Source organism: Vibrio sp. 1167 (genome assembly GCF_033340375.1).
In the GTDB taxonomy this organism is placed as follows: Bacteria; Pseudomonadota; Gammaproteobacteria; order Enterobacterales; family Vibrionaceae; genus Vibrio; species Vibrio alginolyticus.
In genome coordinates, this window is record NZ_JAWOWK010000002.1 from 421,083 (window position 1) to 446,265 (window position 25,183).

The window sequence follows — 25,183 nt, forward strand, 5'->3', positions numbered from 1 at the left end:
ACTCATTCGTAATATTCAAAAAATGAGAAGAGGGAAGTCATGAGCACGGAAAACAAGGACTATGTCAGCTTTCAACACGTTAAGAAAACCTACGATGGCACGAATTTGGTGGTGAAAGACTTCAACTTAGATATTGCTCCCGGAGAGTTTGTTACTATGTTGGGGCCGTCAGGATCGGGCAAGACCACTTGCTTGATGATGCTAGCAGGCTTTGAAACTGCGACCGGTGGAGACATTTATATTGATGGCGTTCCTGTTAATCATCTCGCGCCGCACAAGCGCGATATCGGTATGGTGTTTCAAAACTATGCGTTGTTTCCACATATGACCATTGCTGAGAATCTTGCGTTTCCTTTAAAGGTGCGAAAACTCGACAGTGACACGATTCAAAGCAAAGTTCAGAGTGTATTAGAAATGGTCGAGCTTGAGCATGTTGCGACTCGATACCCGAAGCAGTTATCAGGTGGTCAACAACAGCGTGTTGCGTTAGCGCGAGCATTAGTGTTTGAGCCTAAACTCGTGTTGATGGATGAACCACTAGGCGCGTTAGATAAGCAGCTGCGTGAGCAAATGCAGATGGAAATTAAACATTTGCATGAAAAGCTTGGCATTACCATTTTGTATGTGACGCACGATCAAGACGAAGCTCTCACTATGTCCGACCGTATTGCGGTTTTTAATCACGGCGAAGTGCAACAACTCGCGACACCAACCGAGCTTTATGAATCTCCGAGTAATACGTTTGTTGCGCAGTTTATCGGAGAAAACAACCAACTCTCAGGTTTAGTCAAAGAGTGGAACGGAAAGTATTGCCAAGTGCTCGTTGGGAAAGAGTTATTTACTGCGAAACCTGTCAGAGTCTCTGAGCAAGGGCAGAGAACAACACTTTCCATTCGACCAGAAAAGATTGTTATTCAACCAGAGAAAGCGTCTTGCGAGAACCAAGTCTCGGGCGTCCTACGAGAATTGATTTATCACGGTGATCATTATCGTCTGGTCGTCGAAGTAGAGAGCGTTGGTCACTTCATCGTTAAAGTACCTAACGATAATCGTAAACACTTGCAGTTAACGCCTGGTTCAATTTGTCGTATTGGTTGGCAAAGTGACGATTGCCATGCTCTTGATGGGACACAAACTCAAAGTAGCGAGGTAGCAGCATGAGTCGAGAGCTAACCGCATTAGATTCTGTATTGGAAATCGAACGCCAAGTTCATGAGCAAGAAACCAATCTGAAAGCGCAGTTGCAAAAGGCCGAGCGCCGAAAAAAGCTTCGCTCCATTATGCTCACAACGCCATTGGTGTGTTTTATTCTGCTTACGTTTGCTTTTCCTATCCTCGACATGCTTTATCGAAGCGTGGATAACCGAGAAATATCCCTGTCACTACCACAAACTATTCAAGCCTTAGAAAGTTGGGATTATCAAGGTCAGCCTCATCAAGAAGTCATTGAGGCATTCTCTGTTGAAGTACTTGCGCTTTATCAAAGCAAAGAGCTGCCGAAAATAGCCAACCGGATGAATATTGAAGAGTCTGGTATGCGCAGTTTACTCATGAAAACCGGCAGAAAGTTGTCTCGTTTGACGTCGCTGCCGAGCTCGGTGACACAGTTGGCTAAGCTGGATAAGCGATGGACTAATCCTAAATATTGGGCGGCGTTTAAGAATCTTAGTGGCGCATTAACATTCAGTCACTATCTTGCAGCGCTAGACTTGCAAGTGAATGAGTTTGGAGACATTGAGCCCCAACCAGAAAAACGCCAAATATACGTCGACCTTTTCTTTAAAACTTTTTGGATGTCTATTTCAATCACCTTAATTTGTTTGGTGATGGCGTACCCCGTTGCTTACCTGCTTGCCAATTTACCTGATAAGCGCGCGAACTTACTTTTAATTATTGTGCTGCTGCCATTTTGGACATCATTGTTAGTCAGAACCACGTCTTGGATTGTTCTGCTGCAAAACCAAGGGGTCATTAATGATCTCCTTATTTGGTCGGGTTTTACTTCTGAGCGAATTCAGATGATTCACAATACCTTCGGAACGGTGGTGTCTATGGTTCACATTCTGTTGCCGTTTATGATCCTGCCTCTGTATAGCGTAATGAAAGGAATTAGCCCAACTTATTTCCGTGCCGCTCGTTCTCTAGGCGCGACGCCTTTCATTGCGTTCATCAAAGTTTATATGCCGCTTACGTTACCGGGGATAGGTGCGGGGGCCTTGCTTACTTTCATTCTTTCTATTGGCTTCTACATTACGCCCGCTTTGGTTGGTGGAAGAAGCGGACAGATGATCTCCAATATGATTGCCTATCATATGCAGACATCACTGAACTGGGGGATGGCTGGCGCATTGGGTGGACTGCTTTTGTTCGTTGTACTGGTTCTGTTTTATATGTTCAACCGTGTGGTTGGCATTAACAACCTTAAGGTTGGGGGATAACCATGGCATTACCAAACTATGCATCAAAAGTAGAGCGAGTTGCTTACGCAGGTTACTTAGCTTTTTGTGGGGGGGTGCTGTTCTTTTTAATCGCTCCAATTCTGACCATCATCCCGTTATCGTTTAATGCAACGCCTTACTTTACTTTTACCGAGGGGATGTTAAACCTTGACTCTGCAGCGTATTCTACTCGCTGGTATCAAGAAATGTTTACTAGTGATCAGTGGCTGTTGGCGCTGAAAAATAGCACGTTCATTGCTTTTATGGCGACACTCGTTGCAACAGGGCTGGGAACTCTGGCGGCGTTGGGTTTAGCAAGTAGTAACTTGCCTTTTCGCAATACGATTATGGCGCTGTTGATCTCGCCCATGATCGTACCAGTCATTATCTCTGCTGCTGCGATGTACTTTTTCTACACACGCCTTGGCTTATCACAAACTTATTTAGGCGTCATTTTGGCACACGCTGCGTTAGGTACGCCTTTTGTCGTCATTACCGTTACTGCGACGTTAAGCGGCTTTGACCATAGCTTGGTAAAAGCGGCGGCTAGCTTAGGAGCAAACCCTGTTTATACTTTCAGACACATTACCTTTCCTCTGATTCGTCCGGGGATGATTTCTGGCGGCTTGTTTGCTTTTGGCACTTCGTTCGACGAGGTTGTGGTGGCGTTATTCCTGACTGGGGCAGAACAAAAAACCGTTCCTAGGCAGATGTGGTCAGGAATTCGAGAGCAAATCAGTCCGACTATATTGGCGGTCGCTACGTTGCTGATTTTTATGTCGGTGTGTTTGCTCGTGACTTTAGAAGTTCTACGTAGGCGTAATGTACGCATTCGAGGCATTCAAGAATAACCAAACTTTTTCTTTGTTGCTCGCTACGCACTTTTGTTTAGGTGCTCCTCAATTTTTGACCAAATGCGCCTCATTGTAGGCGCTTGTCTTTTGTGTTTATCATCAGCGATGACTGACATGTCACTCCTGTAGATTAATGCCAGCCTGCTCGAAACGTGCCAAAGGCGACTTGTTTGATCGCTGATACCAACTAGCTGGCATGTTTGGTTTAAGTCGGGCTTTCTCTTCCTTGCTAATCACAACATAGTGCAAAAACGCATTAAGTGTGGTTACCATCACGTTAAACGTCATTTCCCCATCTTTGCTGATGGATTTCAATAACCCAACGACGGTTTCCTCAGAGACTAACGGTTCAACCACCGCCTTTTTTCGCTCTTTTATTGATGTTGAAGCGGGCAGTCTTGCACGTGCCGTCTCCCAACAAACTTTGTTGGTTTTACTGACAAGGTTGTGCTTGTAGCAGTAGTAACTGAATAAAAAGCGTGGCAGGTTTTGCCAGCGTTCGGCTTGGACTTCTAACCAAAGATGTTGTAGCTCAATATCAGCGTCGGTCATAGGAGTTGTTTAGCAAAAAGAAAAGAAACCATTTTATCGCTTTTGTGAGGAGCAATAAAAGATATTTGAATGGAAAGATAAACAACTAGTTGATCAATATTACTAAAGCAAATCGATTTCTGGCAAGCTCGTGCAACGGCAACTCGAGTACCAAAAACTGACACCGTCACGTTCAGTTGTTAACAAAATGTTTCATCTTGTCTTGCGAGTAGATTATATGGAGATGCTCTTGCAGTAATAAGGGCAGTGGCGATGCAAAAGACGTAATGCATTTAAGGAAAACTCAATATAGAAGAAATTAGATGGAACTGAAGACTTTGAGTGTCGCGATTGCGACAACATTAACCAGCACTGGCGTATTTGCGTTAAGCGAGCCAGTTTCTCAAGTTACAGAGCAACATGCACATTCGGCTCATACACACGGTGTTGAATCCAATCGAGTTGAATACCAACCAACCGCAACTCTCCCTATTCAGCCCTCCAAGGCAACTCGAGTACAGTCACTTGAAAGCCTTGATGAGTCGAGCACTGCTTGTGATTTGGAAGCATTGGTTACCGAAAGCAGTAACCAATTGATCAGCGAAATTTTAAGTCAGGGCGCGACGTGCGTGAACCAGTTATTCTCTGCTGAAAGTCGGATTCAGGAGTCGGTATTTAGCTCCGATCATATGTACAACATTGCGAAGCGCACTACGACATTGGCGAAGGGGTATACAGGTGGCGGGAGCGATGAACTCGAAACGTTTTTCTTATACTTGCGCGCGGGTTATTACGCCGAGTTTTACAATGACAACATCTCATTTATTGAATGGGTTACCCCAGCGGTGAAAGAATCAGTGGATGCGTTTGTTAACAACGCAAACTTCTACGAGAACAGCGATCGTCACGGCAAAGTGCTTAGTGAAGTCATCATCACTATGGATAGTGCGGGCTTGCAGCACGCGTACTTACCACAAGTGACCCAGTGGCTTACTCGTTGGAATGATCAATACGCCCAGCACTGGTATATGCGCAATGCGGTTAATGGTGTTTTCACTATTTTGTTTGGTGGGCAGTGGAACGAGCAATTTGTGCAAGTAATTGGTAACCAAACAGACCTTGCCAAAGCTTTAGGCGATTTCGCTCTAAGGGCGTCATCAATCGGTGCTGAAGATGAGTTTATGGCCGCGAATGCGGGGCGAGAGCTCGGGCGTCTGACCAAGTATACGGGTAACGCGAGTTCTGTTGTGAAGAGTCAGCTGAGTCGAATCTTTGAACAGTATGAAATGTATGGTCGGGGTGACGCAGTTTGGCTTGCGGCGGCGGACACCGCCTCATATTACGCAGATTGTAGTGAGTTCGGAATTTGTAATTTCGAAACTGAGCTAAAAGGCTTAGTGCTATCGCAAACTTATACTTGTAGCCCGACAATCCGAATTTTGTCTCAGAATATGACGCAAGAGCAACACGCGGCCGCATGTTCTAAAATGGGTTACGAAGAGGGTTACTTTCATCAGTCATTAGAAACTGGTGAACAGCCAGTAAAAGATGACCACAATACTCAGCTCCAAGTCAATATCTTCGATTCAAGCACCGATTATGGTAAGTACGCAGGGCCAATTTTCGATATTAGTACTGACAATGGCGGTATGTACTTGGAAGGCGATCCTTCCCAGCCGGGGAATATTCCCAACTTTATTGCTTATGAAGCCTCTTATGCGAACGCGGATCACTTTGTCTGGAACTTAGAGCACGAATACGTGCATTACTTAGATGGTCGATTTGATCTCTATGGAGGGTTTAGTCATCCAACTGAAAAAATAGTGTGGTGGAGTGAAGGCATTGCAGAGTATGTCGCTCAAGAAAATGACAACCAAGCAGCACTTGAGACGATTTTAGACGGCTCGACATATACCTTAAGTGAGATTTTCGAGACTACTTATGATGGGTTTGATGTCGATCGAATTTATCGTTGGGGGTACTTAGCTGTACGTTTTATGTTTGAAAATCATAAAGATGACGTAAACCAAATGCTGGTGGAAACACGCCAAGGGAATTGGAGCAATTACAAAGCAACGATCACCCAATGGGCGAATTTATATCAAAGTGAGTTTGAGCAGTGGCAGCAAGCCCTTGTCTCAAATGGTGCACCTAATGCAGTCATAACCGCAAACAACAAGGGGAAAGTCGGTGAAAGCATTACATTTAGCAGTGAAAACAGTACAGACCCAAACGGGAAGATCGTCAGCGTCTTATGGGACTTCGGTGATGGCTCGACAAGTACACAAACCAAGCCGACGCACCAATATGGGAGTGAAGGGGAGTATTCGGTCAGTCTAAGTGTGACAGACAGTGAAGGCTTGACGGCAACCGCCACTCATAGTGTTGTTATCTCAACGTTGGGCGGTAATGACACATTGCCACAAGACTGCGCGGTGCAAAGTAAAGTAAGCGGTGGGCGCCTAACAGCAGGAGAGCCTGTTTGCTTGGCAAATCAACAAACCATTTGGCTGAGCGTGCCAGCGGTGAATGAGAGCTCAAATCTGGCGATAACGACGGGGAACGGTATGGGCAACCTAAAGCTTGAATACAGTAACTCTGGTTGGCCGGATGGTGCTAATCTTCACGGGTGGTCAGATAATATTGGTAATGGAGAGTGTATTACGTTGTCAAATCAGAGTAACTACTGGGGCTACGTTAAAGTCTCTGGTGACTTTGAGAATGCCGCCATCGTCGTTGATTTTGATGCTCAGAAGTGTCGTCAGTAGGGCATTTTAACTGCATCATTTTAATTTAATTGATCGCCTCGCTAACATTGCGGGGCGTTTTTGTTTTTCACGCCGTTATCTCTATAAAAAAACCAGCCCGAAGGCTGGCAAACAAGGAGTTTGAGATGAAAATGAAAACGTTATAAAGCTTGCTGATATCCTATTTCTCAATAAGTTGGGTTGTGCGTTGAAGCCAGTTTTTATCTTGCGTATCAAGAAAAGGGCTAAGTGCTTGATAGACTCGTGAATGGTAATGATTGAGCCAGTCTAGCTCTGCTTGATCTAGCATTGATAAATCAAGGGCGTTGGTCGCAATTGGAGCAAGAGTGATGGTCTCAAAACCGTAAAACGTGCCGAACTCATTTTGTTCTACTTCTACAACTTTAAGAATGTTCTCTATTCTTACCCCGTACTCACCTTCGCGATAAACGCCTGGCTCATTAGTAATGACCATACCCGGTTTTAGTTCAACCTCGTGGTGGCTTTGCGAGAAATTTTGTGGGCCTTCGTGAACATTCAAGCAAATGCCCACGCCGTGTCCAGTGCCGCACTTGTAATCAATACCATGTTGCCATAAGACGCCACGCGCCATGATATCAAGATTGGCACCCGTAGAGCCTTTCATGAATCGAGTCTGAGTCAGTCGGATGACCGCTTTGAGCACCAAGGTATAATCTTTGCGCTGCTTAATGGTCGGTGACCCGAAGTGGAAAGTACGGGTGATGTCTGTTGTCCCGCCAAGGTATTGGCCACCAGAATCGACGAGAAAGAAGTTGCTTTCATTGACTGCCGCATTGCTTTCTTCATCGGCGGCATAATGCATTTTTGCCCCGTGAGCTGCGAAGCCTGCGATAGTGCGGAAACTGTCACTCACATAATGTCGGGTTTGACGGCGATAGTGATTCAGTTGTGCCTCAGCAGACAATTCTGTAACGAGTCCGCTTGGAACTTGCTCTTCGAGCCAGTTCATAAACCTTACGATTGCCACACCATCATCTGTTAATGCCTGTTCTAGGCTAGTTAGCTCGGTCGCATTTTTTATGGCCTTCATTGCCGTTACAGGGCAAGCCATTGGCTTTAGATTCACATTCCCTTCAATCGAACTCACCAATAAGCTGTCTGTGTGGGTCGGGTTAAAAGCGAGCGATAATCCCTCACATTGCTGATTCAAATACTGACTTACGTAGTTGTAATGGCGAATGTGTACACTCTGATCGGTCAGCGCTCTTTCAACGTCTTGAGGCAGTTTGGCTTTATCAATAAACAGTGTCGCAAGTGATTGCTCTACGACTAGATAGGCTTCAGAAACTGGGCAGTAATTCGTATCACCACCTCGAATATTCATTGTCCACATGACATCATCTAGCGTTGACACTAATAAGCTATCTACTTGGTTCTCGGTTAACCAAGAACGGATTCTCGCTAACTTATTTTCAGTGTCAACGCCAGCAAAAGCGGTGGGGTGCTCGAATACGGGTGCACTTGGGCGAGGTGGTCTTTCAAGCCAAATCGGTGTGAGTAAATCCAGGTCGAGAATGATCTTAATGTTTTTCGCTTCAAAGGTTTGTTTGAGGCCTTGATAAAAAGCGTAACTGATGGCGCGCCCGTCAACCGCGATAATACTGTTTTCTGGTAGCGTGGTAGCCAGCCATTTGGCAACTGTCGGCGTTTCTGGTTGTTTGGCTTTAAACAGTTCAAGTCCTGTGCCGTGTAACTGTTCTTCAGCTTGAATATAGTAACGACCATCAGTCCACAGGCCACCACCTTGTTGGGTAATGACGACATCGCCTGCTGAGCCGGTAAAACCTGAAATCCAGCTTCGCGCTAACCAATGATCCGCTGAGTATTCACTGTTATGTGGGTCATTGTTGGTCACGATATATGCAGACACGTTGTGAAAGGACATTGCCTCACGCAATAACGTAAGGCGTTGGTTTACTGAGTTAGTATTGTTCATTAAATGGTTCCTAAAGTCATATTTGAGCAATAGATATGATGCTGCTCCGAGCCTGTTTTTATTGGGTTCTGTTGCCCGCATACTTCTGTTGCTTCTGGGCATCGAGTACGAAAAACGCAACCGCTCGGTGGGTTAAGTGGAGAAGGAAGATCGCCGGGCAATAGTTGTATTTCACGGTCACGTGCTAATTGCGGATTAGCTATCGGGACAGCAGATAACAGTGCTTTGGTGTAGGGGTGTTGAGCATCATCAAATACTTGATCGTAACGTCCTACTTCCATAGGTTTACCAAGATACATCACCATAACGCGGTCGCTGATATGGCGCACCACGCTTAAGTCATGCGCAATCATCACCAGTGTTAACCCCATTTCTTGTTTAAGATCATCTAGAAGATTGATGACCTGAGCTTGTATGGAGACATCTAGTGCACTAACGGGTTCATCACACACGACCAAATCTGGATTGAGAATTAATGCTCTGGCAATGCCCACACGCTGGCATTGACCTCCGGAAAATTCATGTGGATAGCGGTTTCGCTGGCTCGCCAAGAGACCCACTTTATCCATCATAGCGATGACACGCTTTTCTACCTCTGCCCGTTTAAGCTTTGGCTCGTGGGTGAGCAGTGGTTCGGCGATGCATTCTGAGATGGTTAACCTCGGATTCAAACAAGCGGATGGGTCTTGAAACACCATCTGAAATTCTCTGCGTCGAGAGGAAAGCTCTTTTTTACTAAACCCGAGCATGTCTTGACCTTTCCAAGTCAACTCGCCATGTGTAGGTTCAATTAAGCGAAGTAAGGCGCGAGCAAGTGTTGATTTTCCGCAGCCTGATTCCCCCACAATGCCAAGTGTCTCACCTCGGTAAACATCTAAGTCGATACCATTGACCGCTTTCACGATTTTACGTCGACTTGGAATAAGATGACGTGAAACAGGAAAGTGGACGTTTAAATCACGAGCAGACATGAGGACTTCTTTTTTATTCATAACGCCTCCTTAAGCTTTTATTTGAATGGGAGTGATAACACTGGGTGCTTTAACGTGACAGGCAATGGACTGGCTCGTGTTTAATGGAGAAAACCGTGGGGTTTTGTATTGGCAACGCGTCTCTCGATGCTCGCACCGCTCTTTAAACGGACACCCTTGATGGTTAATCAACGCACTTGGTGGGTTACCTGGGATGGTTGGTAAACGCGGCATATCTTCAGTGATGGAAGGAATCGCCTTTAGCAGGCCTTGAGTGTAGGGGTGCGCAGGTTGAGCGAACAATGTCTCGGTATCTGATTGCTCCATTTTTTGACCACCATACATGACCAATACGCGATCACACATCTCGGCGACGACGCCCATATCGTGAGTGATCAGTAAAATAGCCGTATTGAACTCTTGTTGTAAGTCTCGTAATAGCGTCAAAATTTGAGCTTGAACGGTTACATCTAACGCGGTGGTTGGTTCGTCTGCAATTAACAACTCGGGCTTACACAACAAGGCCATCGCTATCATGATTCGCTGACGCATTCCGCCAGATAATTCGTGAGGGTATTGATTCATCCTAGTTTCGGGAGAGGGAATACGCACCGCATCCAACATGTGAATCGATTCAATTTTTGCTTGTTTTCGGGTCATTCCTTTATGAATCATGAGAACTTCACAAAGCTGTTTGCCAATTTTCATAAATGGGTTGAGTGACGTCATCGGATCTTGAAAGATCATTCCGATTTTCTCTGCACGGATGCGGTTGAGCTGCTTTTTAGACATCGCGAGTAAATCATCACCGTGGAACATTGCGCTTCCAGACACGGCGCCGTTATCCGCGGTTAACCCCATTAATGCGAAAACAGACTGGCTTTTTCCCGAACCTGATTCCCCAACAATCCCAAGAGTTTCGCCCGCTTTAATCGAGTAGGAGAGATTACTGACCGCTTGCACTTGCCCATCTGGCGTATCGAAGCGCACGTTCATGTTTTCAATAGATAGCATGGGTTTGTCCTTATCGGTCTTTCGGGTCAAGAGCATCACGCAAGCCATCTCCGATGAAGTTAAAACAAAAGAGGGTGGCAACTAAAAACAGAGAGGGAAAAAGCAGCATCCACAATGCAACGTCAATCGTTTTTGCGCCTTCGGAAATTAGGATTCCCCAGCTCGTGTCTGGTGGTTGAACACCAAGCCCTAAGAAGCTCAAAAACGATTCGAACATAATGAATCCTGGTACCATTAAGGAGGAATAAACCATCACGATCCCAAGCACATTAGGCAGAACATGGCGTCGGACAATTGTCAATTTAGAAACCCCAATAGAGTGTGCGGCTTCGATGAACTCTCGCTTTTTTAGACCGAAGGTGACACCACGTACAACACGGGCAATGCCCAGCCAAGATACCATTCCGATCACGATAAAAATCAGGTAGATGTTGTTGCCAAAAAGGGTAACAAACAGGATAACCATAAACATAAATGGCACCGAATCGAGCACCTCAATAATGCGCATCATTACGCTATCGACAACGCCGCCAAGATAGCCGGAAATACTTCCCCAAATCGTACCAATAACAACGGCGACTAAGGCGCCAACAAAACCTACCAAAATAGAGAGCCTGCCACCTTGCATCGTGCGAGCGAAGACATCTTGCCCGAGATCATCGGTACCAAAGTAATGGCCACTGCTCAGTGAAGGTTTCCCTAGCTCGTATGGATCGATGAGCACTTCCCAGTCAATTTCATCATGGCCAAAAGCGGCAAGAGAGGGGCCGAAAGTGATGCATAAGGTAATGAAAGCCAAAACATACACTGATGTCATCGCGGCTCTGTTTTTACGAAATCGAGTCCATGCATCCTGCCAAAGACTGCGACCTTCGACGGCTTCAATATTGTCGACGACTTGATCTTGAAGAGCTTGTGTATCCAGTTTTTTGATCGTTAACATACCGGACTCCTAAACGCGTATACGAGGGTCGATAATCGTATATAGCAAGTCGACCACAAGGTTAAAGAAGATAGTGAGTGAAGCGACAATCAGAGTAATGCCCATTACTAGGCCGTAGTCGCGGTTGAGAGCCCCAGACACAAAGTGTTGTCCCATGCCACCTGTACCAAAGAAAATGTCGATAATTACCGAGCCTGTCACGACAGACACAAACGCAGGGCCGAGCATCGCAACGACGGGAATCAGGGATGGTCGCAAAGCGTGATGGAATAAAATGTAGGTTGTGGACAAACCTTTGGCCTTTGCCGTTCGAATGTATGGTTGGTTGAGTGTTTCAATCATTGCGCCACGCATGACGCGTGCAATACTCGCAATGGAGCCAATCGCTAGGCTGAGCACGGGAAGAACAAGAAAAGCCAGCTTTCCTCCTTCCCAACCACCAGCAGGGAACCAGCCGAGCTGAATAGCGAAGATCATGACTAAAACTGGAGCAAGCACGAAAGCCGGAACTACAACTCCAGTCATCGAAAGTGTCATCAGGCCGTAATCTAGGCGGCTATTTCGGTTCAATGCCGCAATAGTGCCAAGCAACATGCCAAGTGGAACGGAAATACAAAAGGAGAGTACGCCTAATACTGCTGAAACTGGCCATGATTGTGCGACGAGCTGTGTAACACTGAAGTCTTGATAAACGAAGCTCGGACCGAGATCTCCTTGTATGAAATTACCAATGTAAATCCAAAACTGAGTAAGGAAGGGCTGGTCCAAATGGAATTTTGCTTCGATATTCGCACGTACCACCTCTGGCATAGGCCGTTCCATATCAAATGGCCCCCCTGGTGCAATGTGCATCAGCCAAAATGATACGAGTGCGATGAATAGAAGCGTGGGGATAGCGATAGCTAATCGCTTAACAATGTACCAAATCATGATCCATCATCCTTTGGTCATCCGAAATCACTTCGAACGGTTATGAATAAAAAATGGTCTGAGCTCAGGTTGCCTTCTCCACCGAGAGATATGAGGAACGGCAAGTAAACATTGAACTTGCCGACTCAGACCGAAAACATGCTTTTAGTGGGCTTTTACATAGACATTCTTGCGGTAGTACGACGACTCAGGGTTTGTCAGTTCGTAGCCGCCCACGTAAGGCTTGATGAGGTATTGATCGTTACCCGGACGATAAATAGGAATAATGGCCATGTCTTCAATCAGCATGCTTTCTGCTTGTAAATACAGTTCTGATGGGTTGCTCATGGTCTTTGAGCGAGCCATTAACTCGTCGTATTGCGGGTTGTTATAACGAGAATCGTTGTACTCGCCACTAGAAACGAAGATATCCAACCATGTAGAGGCTTCATTGTAGTCGGCCGTCCAGCCGCCGCGAGTAATGTCGGTCGGCTCTTTAAGTGCGTAGAACACTTTCGGTTCTAGCTGTTTTATCGTGACTTGCGCACCCAAACGGCTTTTCCACATACCTGCCATGGTCGTTGCCATTTTTACGTCCATCGAGAAAGTTGGTACGGTAAACGTTAACTTAAGCGGATTGCTTTTATCGTATCCAGCTTCTGACAGTAATTGCTGCGCTTTTTCGATACGTTTATGGCGGTTCCAAGTTGCGAACTCAGGAGTGTGAGATTTAAAACCATCTGTTTGAGGTGGCACAAGGGTATACATTGGAACCCCACCGTTTCTCAAAATAGCACTCGTTAACAGTTGACGGTCAATGGCATATGAGAGGGCTTTACGGACCCGCACGTCTTTTGTTGGTCCTTGTTGAGTGTTGAGGTAATAGAATGTGGAGCCAAGAGACGCACTGGTGCTTGCCACTTCTTGTGGGCGTTGTTGAATTAACTTTTTCTTCTGAGCGGCAGGAATGGAAACCGCTTGGTCTATCTCACCGGCTAGGTAGCGGTTTAGCACTACGTTTGCATCACCAATTGGTAGCCAGGTGACTTTTTCCAGCACTACATTGCTTGCGTCCCAGTAATGTGGGTTTTTAACCATCACCAGTTTTTCGTTAACTTTCCATTCAGAGACAGTAAACGCACCATTTGTAACGATATGCTCAGGCTGGGTCCAACGGTTGCCATGTTTTTCAACGGTCGCTTTGTGAACGGGGGCAAGCACTGGATGACTTAATAGTTTCGTAAAGAAGGGAATAGGCTCTTCGAGTGTTACCTGGAATGTTTTTTCATCCAGCGCCTTCACGCCCAAGGACTCGGGTTCGGCTTCGCCCTTCATAATCGCTTGCGAGTTTTCGATATTTGGAATGGCCGCAAACCAAGCGTAGGGTGAAGCAGTGCTTGGATTCAGTAAGCGTTGCCAGCTGTAGACAAAATCTTGTGCAGTGACCGTTTCGCCATTTGACCATTTTGCATCACGTAAGTGGAAGGTATAAACCGTATTGTTGTCATTGACTGACCAAGACTCAGCAACACCAGGAATGGTTTTACCTTGCTTATCTTGAATGACCAGACCTTCAAACAGGTCTCGACCGAGATTAAAAGCGGGCTCTGCAGCTTGCTTGGCTGGGTCAATAGAAGTAACTTCAGCCCCATTGTTTAGCGTAATTTCTTGTGTCTCATCGAGGGTCACACCCGAGGGATACGGCACGGCATAGCTTGATGTTGCCAGTATTGGACTCATCATCGACGCTAATAAAAGCAACTTAGGTAATTTCATCCTTGTCTCACTCTTTTCATCCTGAAAGATGCCAGAAATGTATATTGTATAAATTGTCTACACAATCGAGTTTTAACATTACTGTAACAGGGTGTCAGGTGTTGAGCTGTCTAGTCTCAAAAAGTGAGCTAGGGGAATTTCTTTGAAGATCTGATATCAAGTTGGCATGACGGGAAGTAATTTTGCTTCGATACAAATTAAAATCCCCTTCAAGCACAGGCTAGAAGGGGAAGATAGTCAGTCTGCTCTTCAAAAGGCATGACGTTAACTGACTAGGAAATGTTTCACGAACTCAGTGATTTTGACCATATCACTTACCGCGATAAACTCTTCTGTCGTGTGTACTTTTGCCATGCCAGTTGAAAGGTTGACCGTTGTGAGACCTTTCTTGTTAAAGTTGTTGGCATCGCTACCGCCGCCAGTGCCTTTTGTGAAGGCGTCAATTCCTAACTCTGAAAACGCTGCTTTTATAGCGTTTACGTGTGGGTGGTTTTCTTCAATAACAAAAGCGTCGTAGGCTCGGCTAGATTCAATGTCGACTTCTGCACCGTGTTTTTCACAGACAGACTCTAATGTTGAGATCATATGATTGACCTGAGCATCTAGTTTATCGCCATTCAGGGAGCGTGCTTCTGCCACGATTTTTAATTCAGGCATAACAATGTTTGTGGCCTGACCGCCGTTAACCATACCGATGTTGGCTGTCGTTTCTTCGTCGATGCGAAGCAGCTTCATTTGGTTGATGGCATCTGCCGCCACCATGATCGCACTGATGCCTTCTTCTGGCGCAAGCCCTGCGTGTGCTGGTCGACCTTTGATTTTTGCCATGATCTTTTGCTGGCCTGGGGCTGCGGTCACAATGGTGCCAATAGGGCCACCCGTATCTAACACGATTGCTTCCGTTGAAGTGACGTGTGACATATCGAAGTATTGTGAACCGAATAAACCGCCTTCTTCATACACGGTGAAAGCAAGTTCTAACGTTTTGTGCTCACGGTTTTCCGCTTGAATACAACGAACGGCTTCCATGATGGCAGCAATACCAGATTTATCATCGCCACCGAGAATCGTATGGCCTTTTGAACGGATAATGCCGTCTTCGATGAGTGGCTCAATGCCAATACCTGGAGTGACCGTATCCATATGACAGCTCATTAGGATAGAGCCGTCTTTTTTGCCGTCTAAACGGGCGTACACGTTAAAACCGTTAGAAATGTGCTCAGGCACTGGAAGCTTGTGCACGGTAAAGCCTAGCTCGCCTAGCTGTTCTGCCAGTGTTTCTGCAATTTGTTTTTCGTTTTTTGATTCGCTGTCGATACGTACTAGTTGGCAAAAGTGTTCAACTAAGCGTTCTTGATTAATGTGCGTCATTAGATGTCTCTTTTTCTGATCGAGCGTGAAGCCTTGTGGCTCGGCTCGAAAGGGAACAGAGCACCACTTATGGCATAGTTACTTTTGAATAAAACTGAGGTGAATCAATAAAGGGGTATCCATGACACGATTCTGACCGATGAGCCTTTCGAACTGTATGAAGCGTCACGAAACATTACTTTTGATGTTTTGCAGGAGCAAATGAATAAATCGGATAGAGATAGGGGGCAATAGATTTTCCATCCCCTTTTACTTTTTGAGTTACGTTGCCAAGATAAAATGCCAAAGTAACAACTTGTTTACATTTTATGTGATGGCGTAAAGCCGAAAATATCAATCTAATATATTGAAAGTAGGCAGTTTATTTAATGTTTACAAAAGTGGATTCGACGCGCACTCTTCGTGTAACATATATTTTACAATTGTGCGTAAAAATCGCCAAGATAAAGATTTCTCCCCACGTATTCCAATTTCTCAATACCTACGCCAAGTTAGAAAAATAAGTCCAAACAAAAGCTACTGAGACAAGGAGAAAGTCATGGTTGATGCATATAACCCATTAGGAACAGACGGATTTGAGTTTGTTGAATATACCGCTGCTGACAACAAAGGCATTCAACAGCTTAAAGATCTGTTTATATCGTTAGGTTTTGCGGAGATTGCAAAGCATCGCTCAAAAGAAGCGTGGTTATATCGACAAGGTGACATTAGCTTTATTGTGAATGCGCAGCCGCATAGCCAAGCTGAGGGATTCGCCAAAGTTCACGGTCCGTCGGTTTGTGGCATGGCATTTCGTGTGAAAGACGCCACCGTTGCTCTGGCGCATGCGTTAGAGAATGGCGGTAAAGAATATAAAACGGAAATTGGGCCGATGGAGCTTAGCATTCCTGCTATTTATGGCATCGGTGAAAGCTTGCTTTATTTTGTCGATCGTTATGGAAAGCAGAGCATTTATGATGTCGATTTTCGTTTTTATGATGATGCTGATGAGCGTTTATCAAAAGCGAATGTTGGTCTTTACGAAATCGACCACTTAACGCACAACGTTAAGCAAGGCAACATGGATGTCTGGTCAGGTTTCTATGAGCGCATTGGTAACTTCCGCGAAATTCGTTATTTCGATATCGAAGGTAAGCTGACTGGTCTTGTCAGCCGTGCGATGACCGCACCTTGCGGCAAAATCCGAATTCCTATCAATGAGTCGTCAGATGATAAATCACAGATTGAAGAGTTTATCCGTGAATACAATGGTGAAGGTATTCAACACATCGCATTGACCACTGACGACATCTACGAAACGGTCAAAACCTTGCGTGAGCGAGGCATGGACTTTATGCCAACGCCAGATACTTATTACGAGAAAGTCGATCAGCGTGTTGAAGGCCACGGTGAAGATGTAAGCAAGCTTCGTGATTTGCAGATTCTTATTGATGGTGCGCCAACGAAAGATGGCATCTTGCTACAAATCTTTACTCAAACCGTTATCGGCCCTGTGTTCTTCGAAATCATCCAACGTAAAGGCAATGAAGGCTTTGGCGAGGGTAACTTCAAAGCGTTGTTTGAATCGATAGAAGAAGACCAAATTCGCCGAGGAGTATTGAGCGATGCATAAATGGATCACATTCCCTCATCGGGAGGGAGTGTGCTCTAAACAAGCACATGCTGACTTCCCGGAAGAGGCAATTTATGAACGTGAGGCAGGTCGAAGTGGCTTCTTCGGCCCCGCAACACATTTTCATCATCAACATGCCCCAACGGGGTGGTCTGAGTGGGAGGGCGAGCTACGTCCACGAGCGTTTGATTTTAATCTAGTCGAAAAAGCCAGCCATATTACCCCTTGGGCAGTCCCGCATCTATTACACAACGCGAATTGTAAAGTTCGTGTTTGGCGTATGGATGAAAAAATGGACTTCTTGGTGAGAAATGCAGATGGCGACGAACTGCTATTCATCCACCAAGGTACGGCAGATCTCTACTGTGATTATGGTCATTTGAAAGTGAGCGAAGGGGATTATGTCATGATCCCGCGCTCAACGAGCTGGCGTTTAGAACCAAGCGAGCCGATGTTCATTCTGATGATTGAAAACACCGATGCGGCTTATACATTGCCCGAAAAAGGCATGGTTGGAAACCACGCGGTGTTTGATCCGGCGGTTTTAGAAACGCCGTCGATCAACGATCAGTTCCGTGCTCAATATTCTGAGAATCAAACACAGGTTCAGGTGAAACGCCACGATAAAGTCAGTGTTATCACTTACCCATTCAACCCGTTGGATGCGATTGGGTGGCATGGTGATTTGGCGGTAGTAAAAGTGAACTGGCGTGATATTCGTCCACTTATGTCACATCGTTACCATTTACCGCCTTCTGCACATACTACATTTGTAGGAGCAGGATTTGTGGTGTGTACCTTCGTTCCTCGTCCAATTGAAAGTGATCCTGGAGCGCTCAAAGTACCGTTCTACCACAACAATGACGATTATGACGAAGTCTTGTTCTACCATGCAGGTGATTTCTTCAGCCGTGACAACATTGAAGCAGGCATGGTGACATTCCATCCAGCAGGATTTACACATGGCCCTCACCCGAAAGCATTCAAAGCAGGGCGAGAGCACAAGAAGACTTTTACCGACGAAGTTGCGGTCATGATCGATACGCGTCACGCACTTCAGTTTTCGGATGAGCTGGAAAAAGTAGAAAACAAAGAATACGTCTATAGCTGGCAAGAGAAGTAAGAGGCAAGGATGAAATTAGCAACCAAGAAAAATGGCACTCGTGACGGTTTGTTGATGGTCGTGAGCAAAGATTTAACGCGCTGCGTACCAGCGACAGAAATTTTCCACCCCATGAACTTAGCTCCGACGATGCAGGTGGCGCTTGATAACTGGGATACGCTAGCACCACAACTGGAAGAGCTATACGTTGCACTGAACAATGGCACGGTTGCAGGGTATGAAGAGTTTGAAGCGCACTACTGTGAGTCGCCGCTTCCTCGCGCTTATCAGTGGGCTGATGGCAGTGCTTACGTAAACCACGTTGAGTTGGTTCGAAAAGCTCGCGGCGCTGAAATGCCAGAGAGTTTTTGGACGGATCCGTTGATGTACCAAGGAGGCTCTGATGCCTTTATTGGTCCTTGTGACAACATCGAGTTTGCGAGTGATGAATGGGGTATTGATTTCGAAGGTGAAGTTGCTGTGGTAACTGGTGACGTACCAATGGGCGCGAGTGTTGCAGAGGCTCAGGAGTCGATTCGTTTGATCATGCTGGTGAATGATGTCTCACTACGTGGCCTAATTCCGGCAGAGTTAGCTAAAGGGTTTGGTTTTTTCCAATCTAAACCTTCTTCTGCGTTTTCTCCTGTGGCAGTAACACCTGACGAACTCGGCGAAGCGTGGTACGAAAACAAAGTGCATTTACCATTGCTCTCGACCTACAACCACAAGCCGTTTGGTCGCCCAAATGCGGGTATCGATATGACGTTTGATTTTGCAGACTTAATTGTTCATGCGACTAAAACGCGCCCGCTATCTGCTGGGGCAATTATAGGTTCTGGCACGGTATCTAATAAGCAAGGCACCGAACATGGCACTTCGATTGAGGAGGGTGGTGTTGGTTATTCATGTATCGCGGAAGTTCGCATGATTGAAACCATTCGTGATGGTAAGCCGTCGACTAACTTTATGTCGTTTGGAGATTCAATCAGATTGGAAATGTTCGATGCGGATGGCAACAACATATTCGGTTCGATTGACCAACAAGTTAGCCAATATCTCAAGCACTAATAGTGCTGGTTGGGAGACGATATGAGCGATAGCATGATTTTATACGGATACTGGCGATCATCGGCGGCGTATCGTGTGCGTATTTGCTTGAATCTTAAAGAGTTATCGTATGATTCAAAATCGGTACACTTGGTGCGCAATGGTGGCGAGCAACATAGTGACGAGTACCATGAGTTAAACGCTTCTGAACTGGTTCCTTTGCTGGTGGATGGGGAGGTTCAGTTAACCCAGTCACTGGCGATCATTCAATACTTAGAAGAACACTACCCGGATGTCACTGTGATCCCCGAGCAAACGCCGCTTCGATACCAAGCGCTAGCTTTGGCTCAGGATATTGCAATGGAGATTCATCCCCTGAATAACTTAAGAGTTCTACAGTATTTAGAGGGGGAGTTAGCTTGCGAGCCAGAGCGCAAAGTCGCTTGGATTCATCACTGGATCCACAAAGGTTTTACAGCATTAGAAGAGAAACTTCAGAAGCATCGTAAACTAAATGGTGATTGCAAGTTTAGCCTGACAAGCTCGCCATCTATTGTCGATATTTGTCTGGTACCACAATTTTATAACGCACAACGCTTTGGTGTAGATACCTCTCTTTATCCAACCATTAACGCTGTTGTGCAGTCATGCAATCAACTGCCAGCTTTTATTGATGCGATGCCAGAGAATCAGCCAGACGCTAATAGTTGATTCTTAGCATACATAATGTATTAACAAAATTTAAACGAGCCAATCCAAGTGTGTGATTGGCTCGTTTTTATTGGTGAGCAAAATTTTCTGTTTCTCGCTATCGTCGTGGCGCCTCAAAATTGCGAGGTTTTGTTGCTCTGCATAACATTTCCATTTACGCTTTGAGCAACGAGTTGTTTTGGATGCACTTTATTTATGACCAACATTTTTATCATTGTTGTTCTTCTGGTTTTATTCTTCTTTGTTATTCAAAAGTACGTGATTAAGCACGATGACACGCGTGATTATCCTTATCGCTCGAAAGGCCCTCTGCTCAGAGGTCAAGAGGGTGCGTTCTATAATGCGTTAAGAGCGGCGGTAGGGGAGCATGCCGTAGTATTCGCGAAAGTAAACATGTCCAGTTTGGTTACGCCAAAAGAAATCAAAAATAAGAAGCAGTTTTTTGTCGCGAACAACCGTATATCTCGAAGCTATTTTGATTACGTTATTTGTGACCCAAGGACACTAGAGCCGCGCGTTATCGTTGAATTGGATAATGGGCAGGAGCTAAACAAGGGTAAGATAGAAAGACAAAAGTTATTGATTCATGTTTGTAAGACGGCCAACCTGCCTTTAATTGGCGCTTCGATAAAGCACAGTTATCAAGTTGGGCGATTACGTCGTTTGCTTGCGGCACACATTGATTTGATTGAGCCCGATAAAGAAGTGCGTTTTTGTAAAAAATGCGGCAGTCCGATGATCATTAAAACCGCAAGCCAAGGTGAGTTCAAAGGGAGACGTTTCTTTACTTGTAGCCGTCAGCCGAATTGTACATACACCGAAAATTATAACGTTGTGTTTGAGGCGGACGACTAAACACGACAATTAACCAGCAGAAACAAGGGGCTTTGATTAGAGATGATCAAAGCCTTTTTTGTATCAGTCATCAAGGCAGGGCCTATACTTTGAAAAAGAGGGCAGAATAGGGCAGCCATATGCGATACGGATGGATTTTATCGGCGTTGTTCATCGCATCGAATGTTAGTGCGATACCTAATTTGAAACCACTGGAGTGTGAATTGACAGAGACACCCCAAGATCATTTCTTGTTTTACCGAGAGCAAATGGTTTACCACAGTGAGCAGTTTGTCATATTTCAAAACTTCAAAGGCAGGGTGAGCACTCAAGTAGACGTCAAAACAGGAGAGTTGATCCGTACAACCTATATCGGCGAACCATTTAAACCTAAATATCAGATTTTGTTCGGCACTTGCCCTAAGGTATCGCAAACCTTACAGATTTGGATGCTCAGTGAAGTGCCTTACGACAATTAAGTGAGATAATAAAAGTTATATAGATCACACTTTTAAACCCTGCAGGCTCAGTCCTTGTCGATAAAATCATCTGAAAACGCGTGTTGAGTTTACATTTTCGCCAAACGGTTCAAAGTTGGTAAATTTGTGCTTGCACCGTCGTTCGCTTATAGCTAATATCCTCGTCGTTCCAGAGAAATGCGTCCGTAGCTCAGCTGGTTAGAGTATCGCCTTGACATGGCGGGGGTCGGTGGTTCGAGTCCACTCGGACGCACCATTCTGAATTGAATGGTTAGGAACACAAAATTTGGGTCCGTAGCTCAGTTGGTTAGAGTACTACCTTGACATGGTAGGGGTCGGCGATTCGAGTTCGCCCGGACCCACCAAATTTTAGAAAAAGCCCACCTTTTGGTGGGCTTTTTTGTGTCTATAACTTATTGATATTCAAGTGGAATTCCTTCTTTTTTCCTTTTTATCCCCTTGTTATTACTCTGCGTTAGTACTGAGTAAAGTTCGAGGGGGTGGTAAAAGGGTGGTAAAAAGGTGGTAAAATACAGTAGTTTGTACAGCGCTTGAAATGGGCTATATTGCGACGCTTATGGCTGGTACTTCATGCCATTCTACGTCGTGACTATCAGTGTAAATCTGAGTGGTTCTATCACTGGCATGTGCCATGCGTTGGCGAGGGTTTACACCCATTTCATCGATGAGTTTTGCCGATAGCCTTCGGATTTCATGGAAAGTAGGGCGCTTAGCTTTTTCTACGTTAGAGTACAAACCGAGTTCGTCGCGTACTTTGGAAAATGTTTCGCTGATCATGCGACTGGTCACTTGGTAACGGTGGTCACACTGCTTAGCGATATTATTGTTTCTTGCAGGTCTACGATGCACTACGTAAGGGCAATGTAGCTTATCTGTTTTAGATAGCTCTACAACTTCTTTGATAGCGCTTGTCACCGGAATAGCAACATAAGACGTTTTAGCATTCTTAACCTTTGCTCGATGTATGTACAAGGTACCAAATACAATTTCTCCGTTCTCTGGTTTTGGAGTATCAAACCAGACAATTCCACATGTATCCGGTTTTGGTATACGGTATTTTATTCTATGTAGTTCAGCTACTGCGTGAGTCGATTGAATCGATAACCCCATCGCTACTTTTAAAAATAGAGGGGCCTCTTTTTCAATTGCTTTGAATGCTTCTATATCTAAACCCAAGCGTTCTTTCTTATTATCAGAAACATTTAGCCATTTTGGTTTTTTGTTAAACATAAAGTTCTCACTAATTGCGGATTCATCTGCTAGATAGCTAAAGCTCTTCTTTAATCGAGAAAGTTTCTTGTTATAAACCTCTTTGGATTTATCGCCATAATATGTATTTAGAAAGTCGTTCATGGTTTCCTAAGTTAATTGACTTGGAAAGCTTGTCTCCTACAAACTCATTAAGTCGAGCATTATAAGTGCGTCAATAATTTTGAAATCGTGCTTGGTATACCGCTTGTTACGCCGTGATCGGCTTAACCTGTTTCTAGCTCTTTGTTGCGCTCTAGCTGGCTGATAGGAAGGGTTGGGGCGATAGGCATTATATCGAGAGTTACGTTTAAAGTCTCGGTAGATAGTGCTCTTGTGACGCCCTAGCTCTTTAGCGATGTTGACGACACTAATGCCTTGCTTTCTAAGTGCGGACATCATATACCTTTCATTCTCAGTGAGGTGTGTGTAATTCATGGTTTTTCACTTCTTGGCGGGAGTAAAACTTATGAATAGCACATCTCACAGTTTTAAATTTCAGGGGTGTCGCACTTCGTACTTGAATCCAAGCGGTATAACAAGTTACTTCAGAGTGATTCGCAACGCACTAAGTCGACATGATATTTATAAACATTATTAAGAGGAAAAGATGAAATTTGATATGTCTGTTAATGATAACTCTGCTTCATTCTTTTATGAGGGGAGTGAAATGTGTATTTTCGTTGATAGTTTTGATAATAAAAGCTTTGATGTGAGACTAGGAAATATAAGTGAATCAGAGTTAATTGGCTCAATTTCTGCGAAAAGTGACTCTGAATTGAACTCGAAGCTTGAAGAGCTTTATCGTAGCTTTATGGAGGGGTAAACATGATTTCACGATCTCAAATAGCTGCTCTCGAACGTTCAGTGAATAAGATTTTACGTTGCCATAAATGTCATTTAAGTCATCTAAGCACTTTGTTAAAGATAGAATGAATGGCATACGTAATAATCTATTGATAATTATTACTGAGCTTAACTCTATATTTAACAGGTTAACAGTATTACATGTAGAGGTGCTTAAGAAGTTGAGTTACAATGATACTTTTAATATTAGGTGTACGGTTTCGCATATAAATATGCCTTGCGCTGTTAATAAGATTCACGTTGATGGTGATGAGCATCAACGTGAATATAGTTATTACAGTAATGAGGAAAAAAGGACTGGAAGTCAACGGACCCCAAAGAATTTCTTGTTTAACTTAATAGCGCGCTAACAAAGCGTTTAAGAGGGATTTTGCACACGTGGCATTTTTACTATGCGTCGATTTAAGTTATTAAGGTGGTATGCGTCAGCTTCGGCATTGCGTTGCTCACACCTTAACAGGGTGTTAGCTGTAATGCCAGATATTGCCTAATGTAAATTGGAGGAATAACATGAATGGAATCTTACCTGACTTGATTCAAAGCTTTGAAGAGTGCTTAAAAATGGTTGGCGGCCAAAACGATCATTACGATGTTGACGCAGCATTGGCGATGACTCTTATTTTGATGCAAAGAAAAGTTTTCAACGAACAAGAGCGCAGTATCTTGTCCATGAAATTATCCAAAAAGTGTCTAAAACGGGAAAATATATTTAATGATGTGAATGAGCAAGCTGAATTTTTAGAAATGGCCAGTTTTTATCCTGAGACAGTAAAATATTTGGTTAATAACGGAGTGTTTAATCTTTCAACTCTTCGTCTTGCGCTAGATAATTTGAATCATGAAGTACGTAAGAGTAGTGGCTATAGCTCTATGGCACAATGCGCGATGCAAACTCAAAGTAAAGCTGATAGTGCAATCATCATTCAAAACTGTATCAATTTGATAGATAGCTAACAAACTGTTTAAGAGTGATTTCCAACGCTTGGCATTTTTACTATGCGTTAATTTGAGTGATTAAGGTGCTTTGCGGTGCATCGGTTTTGCGTTACTCACCCCCTTAATTGGGCGTTAGCAGACAAAAGTAAATCAAGGAAGAGGGTACGTTATGTCTGATAAAGTAATTAAGTCTTCAACAGCTACAACTCAATTCGGTGCGACTAAAGCAGATGGGAAATTAGAACTAACGAAGCCGGATTTAATTTTTATTCCGTACAACGAAAAGTTGGGTTTTGGTCCATATCAATTAAAGCGCCAAGGCATTGCTGCCGTAGCTAAGTACTTGGGCAAAGGTGGTGGTGTAACTCCAACCAACACGAATGCATTTCGCATAAAGCTAGCCAACAACACGTGTTACGAGTTTATTGTAGCGAAGCCAGAGCAATGGATAGATGCACTCGGTGAAACTTTCAGCTAACAAACTGTTCAAGATGGATTCTCGATTTCATTACAAGGCATTGTTTTATATGTAATATTATCTTGGTGTTACCCTCTAGGGAAACATTGAGAGGAACTGCGAAAATAACTCCTAATTGTGATTTAAATCACTGTTTGTGCTTGTTTTTGTTTCGGATCTTCACCGAATAGCCTCTAAGATCAAAATGTGCTCAAGAGGAGTAATTCAAGTTTGTGGAATTAATCTCAGGATTTAAGATAGCGCCCAAGTTTTTTAAAGTGGAGTTCAAATTCGTTAATTTGCCTCATTTCCTGCTGGCAATAAGTAAGAAACCCTT

22 protein-coding genes, 2 tRNA genes and 1 pseudogene are annotated in these 25,183 nt (G+C 44.5%); 15 read left to right on the forward strand and 10 right to left on the reverse strand.

Annotation, left to right across the window (positions count from 1 at the left end; all coding sequences use genetic code 11):
- The first annotated feature begins 39 nt into the window (after positions 1-39).
- From R7Z78_RS05265 to R7Z78_RS05275, 3 genes are read left to right on the forward strand one after another with little or no spacing between them, the layout of a single operon-like run.
- A complete protein-coding gene (locus R7Z78_RS05265; protein ID WP_048626301.1) occupies positions 40-1,161 on the forward strand; it encodes an ABC transporter ATP-binding protein in 1,122 nt (373 codons plus the stop codon).
- Positions 1,158-2,438 carry an ABC transporter permease gene (locus R7Z78_RS05270; RefSeq protein WP_047100695.1) on the forward strand — a complete coding sequence of 427 codons (1,281 nt, stop codon included), beginning with the start codon at positions 1,158-1,160 and terminating at the stop codon, positions 2,436-2,438. The genes R7Z78_RS05265 and R7Z78_RS05270 overlap by 4 nt, the downstream gene beginning before the upstream one ends.
- A gap of 2 nt (positions 2,439-2,440) precedes the next feature.
- Positions 2,441-3,289: an ABC transporter permease gene (locus R7Z78_RS05275; RefSeq protein WP_104975268.1), complete on the forward strand. Its 849-nt coding sequence runs from the start codon at positions 2,441-2,443 to the stop codon at positions 3,287-3,289.
- Positions 3,290-3,409: 120 nt separating this feature from the next.
- Here R7Z78_RS05275 and R7Z78_RS05280 read toward each other — a convergent pair whose 3' ends face one another.
- The gene (locus R7Z78_RS05280) at positions 3,410-3,844 is read right to left on the reverse strand and encodes a hypothetical protein (RefSeq protein WP_042521922.1); all 435 of its coding nucleotides are present in this window, start codon (positions 3,842-3,844) and stop codon (positions 3,410-3,412) included.
- Between the two features lie 302 nt (positions 3,845-4,146).
- On the opposite strand from R7Z78_RS05280, the gene R7Z78_RS05285 reads away from it, so the two are divergent.
- Complete coding sequence (locus tag R7Z78_RS05285) at positions 4,147-6,591, forward strand: collagenase (RefSeq protein WP_104975269.1); 2,445 nt, start codon at positions 4,147-4,149, stop codon at positions 6,589-6,591.
- Positions 6,592-6,751: 160 nt separating this feature from the next.
- Here R7Z78_RS05285 and R7Z78_RS05290 read toward each other — a convergent pair whose 3' ends face one another.
- The 7 genes from R7Z78_RS05290 to R7Z78_RS05320 all read right to left on the reverse strand — a co-directional run bounded on the left by R7Z78_RS05290 (position 6,752) and on the right by R7Z78_RS05320 (position 15,532).
- Positions 6,752-8,548: an aminopeptidase P family protein gene (locus R7Z78_RS05290; RefSeq protein WP_017633962.1), complete on the reverse strand. Its 1,797-nt coding sequence runs from the start codon at positions 8,546-8,548 to the stop codon at positions 6,752-6,754.
- The gene (locus R7Z78_RS05295; protein ID WP_017633963.1) at positions 8,548-9,540 is read right to left on the reverse strand and encodes an ABC transporter ATP-binding protein; all 993 of its coding nucleotides are present in this window, start codon (positions 9,538-9,540) and stop codon (positions 8,548-8,550) included. Before R7Z78_RS05295 ends, R7Z78_RS05290 begins: the two co-directional genes overlap by 1 nt.
- A 9-nt stretch (positions 9,541-9,549) precedes the next feature.
- A complete protein-coding gene (locus tag R7Z78_RS05300; protein WP_017633964.1) occupies positions 9,550-10,533 on the reverse strand; it encodes an ABC transporter ATP-binding protein in 984 nt (327 codons plus the stop codon).
- Positions 10,534-10,543: 10 nt separating this feature from the next.
- On the reverse strand, positions 10,544-11,476 hold the full coding sequence (locus R7Z78_RS05305; protein ID WP_005377839.1) for an ABC transporter permease subunit: 933 nt from the start codon (positions 11,474-11,476) through the stop codon (positions 10,544-10,546).
- Positions 11,477-11,485: 9 nt separating this feature from the next.
- Positions 11,486-12,406, reverse strand: a complete 921-nt coding sequence (gene oppB / locus R7Z78_RS05310; RefSeq protein WP_005377838.1) for an oligopeptide ABC transporter permease OppB — start codon at positions 12,404-12,406, stop codon at positions 11,486-11,488.
- Between the two features lie 144 nt (positions 12,407-12,550).
- Positions 12,551-14,161, reverse strand: a complete 1,611-nt coding sequence (locus R7Z78_RS05315; protein ID WP_017633966.1) for a peptide ABC transporter substrate-binding protein — start codon at positions 14,159-14,161, stop codon at positions 12,551-12,553.
- Between the two features lie 264 nt (positions 14,162-14,425).
- Positions 14,426-15,532, reverse strand: a complete 1,107-nt coding sequence (locus R7Z78_RS05320) for a M20/M25/M40 family metallo-hydrolase (RefSeq protein ID WP_047100686.1) — start codon at positions 15,530-15,532, stop codon at positions 14,426-14,428.
- Positions 15,533-16,070: 538 nt separating this feature from the next.
- Here R7Z78_RS05320 and hppD point away from each other — a divergent pair.
- The 8 genes from hppD (at position 16,071) to R7Z78_RS05360 (ending at position 21,682) form a co-directional block, all read left to right on the forward strand.
- Positions 16,071-17,144, forward strand: a complete 1,074-nt coding sequence (hppD, locus tag R7Z78_RS05325; RefSeq protein WP_005377835.1) for a 4-hydroxyphenylpyruvate dioxygenase — start codon at positions 16,071-16,073, stop codon at positions 17,142-17,144.
- Positions 17,137-18,267: a homogentisate 1,2-dioxygenase gene (locus R7Z78_RS05330; protein ID WP_005388948.1), complete on the forward strand. Its 1,131-nt coding sequence runs from the start codon at positions 17,137-17,139 to the stop codon at positions 18,265-18,267. The genes hppD and R7Z78_RS05330 overlap by 8 nt, the downstream gene beginning before the upstream one ends.
- 9 nt (positions 18,268-18,276) lie before the next feature.
- Positions 18,277-19,314, forward strand: a complete 1,038-nt coding sequence (locus tag R7Z78_RS05335; protein ID WP_047100685.1) for a fumarylacetoacetate hydrolase family protein — start codon at positions 18,277-18,279, stop codon at positions 19,312-19,314.
- Positions 19,315-19,335: 21 nt separating this feature from the next.
- A complete protein-coding gene (gene maiA / locus R7Z78_RS05340) occupies positions 19,336-20,004 on the forward strand; it encodes a maleylacetoacetate isomerase (RefSeq protein ID WP_005377832.1) in 669 nt (222 codons plus the stop codon).
- A gap of 195 nt (positions 20,005-20,199) precedes the next feature.
- Positions 20,200-20,859 (forward strand): DUF2726 domain-containing protein, encoded by a 660-nt coding sequence (locus tag R7Z78_RS05345; protein WP_005377831.1) that lies wholly within the window; start codon positions 20,200-20,202, stop codon positions 20,857-20,859.
- Between the two features lie 119 nt (positions 20,860-20,978).
- A complete protein-coding gene (locus tag R7Z78_RS05350; protein WP_005377830.1) occupies positions 20,979-21,317 on the forward strand; it encodes a hypothetical protein in 339 nt (112 codons plus the stop codon).
- A 179-nt stretch (positions 21,318-21,496) separates the two neighbouring features.
- A tRNA-Val gene (locus tag R7Z78_RS05355) sits at positions 21,497-21,573 on the forward strand.
- A gap of 32 nt (positions 21,574-21,605) precedes the next feature.
- Positions 21,606-21,682: transfer RNA gene (locus R7Z78_RS05360), tRNA-Val, on the forward strand.
- 196 nt (positions 21,683-21,878) lie between these two features.
- Here the strand turns inward: R7Z78_RS05360 and R7Z78_RS05365 are convergent.
- Positions 21,879-22,691, reverse strand: coding sequence for a tyrosine-type recombinase/integrase (locus tag R7Z78_RS05365; protein WP_033905174.1), 813 nt, complete (start codon positions 22,689-22,691; stop codon positions 21,879-21,881).
- A gap of 51 nt (positions 22,692-22,742) precedes the next feature.
- Positions 22,743-23,024: pseudogene (locus R7Z78_RS05370) on the reverse strand (helix-turn-helix domain-containing protein); the annotation flags it as partial.
- Between the two features lie 172 nt (positions 23,025-23,196).
- Here R7Z78_RS05370 and R7Z78_RS05375 point away from each other — a divergent pair.
- From R7Z78_RS05375 to R7Z78_RS05385, 3 genes are all read left to right on the forward strand, one after another.
- Complete coding sequence (locus R7Z78_RS05375) at positions 23,197-23,412, forward strand: hypothetical protein (RefSeq protein ID WP_033905175.1); 216 nt, start codon at positions 23,197-23,199, stop codon at positions 23,410-23,412.
- Between the two features lie 551 nt (positions 23,413-23,963).
- Complete coding sequence (locus R7Z78_RS05380) at positions 23,964-24,407, forward strand: hypothetical protein (RefSeq protein ID WP_033905177.1); 444 nt, start codon at positions 23,964-23,966, stop codon at positions 24,405-24,407.
- Positions 24,408-24,558: 151 nt separating this feature from the next.
- Positions 24,559-24,867 carry a hypothetical protein gene (locus R7Z78_RS05385; RefSeq protein ID WP_033905178.1) on the forward strand — a complete coding sequence of 103 codons (309 nt, stop codon included), beginning with the start codon at positions 24,559-24,561 and terminating at the stop codon, positions 24,865-24,867.
- The last annotated feature ends 316 nt before the right edge of the window (positions 24,868-25,183 follow it).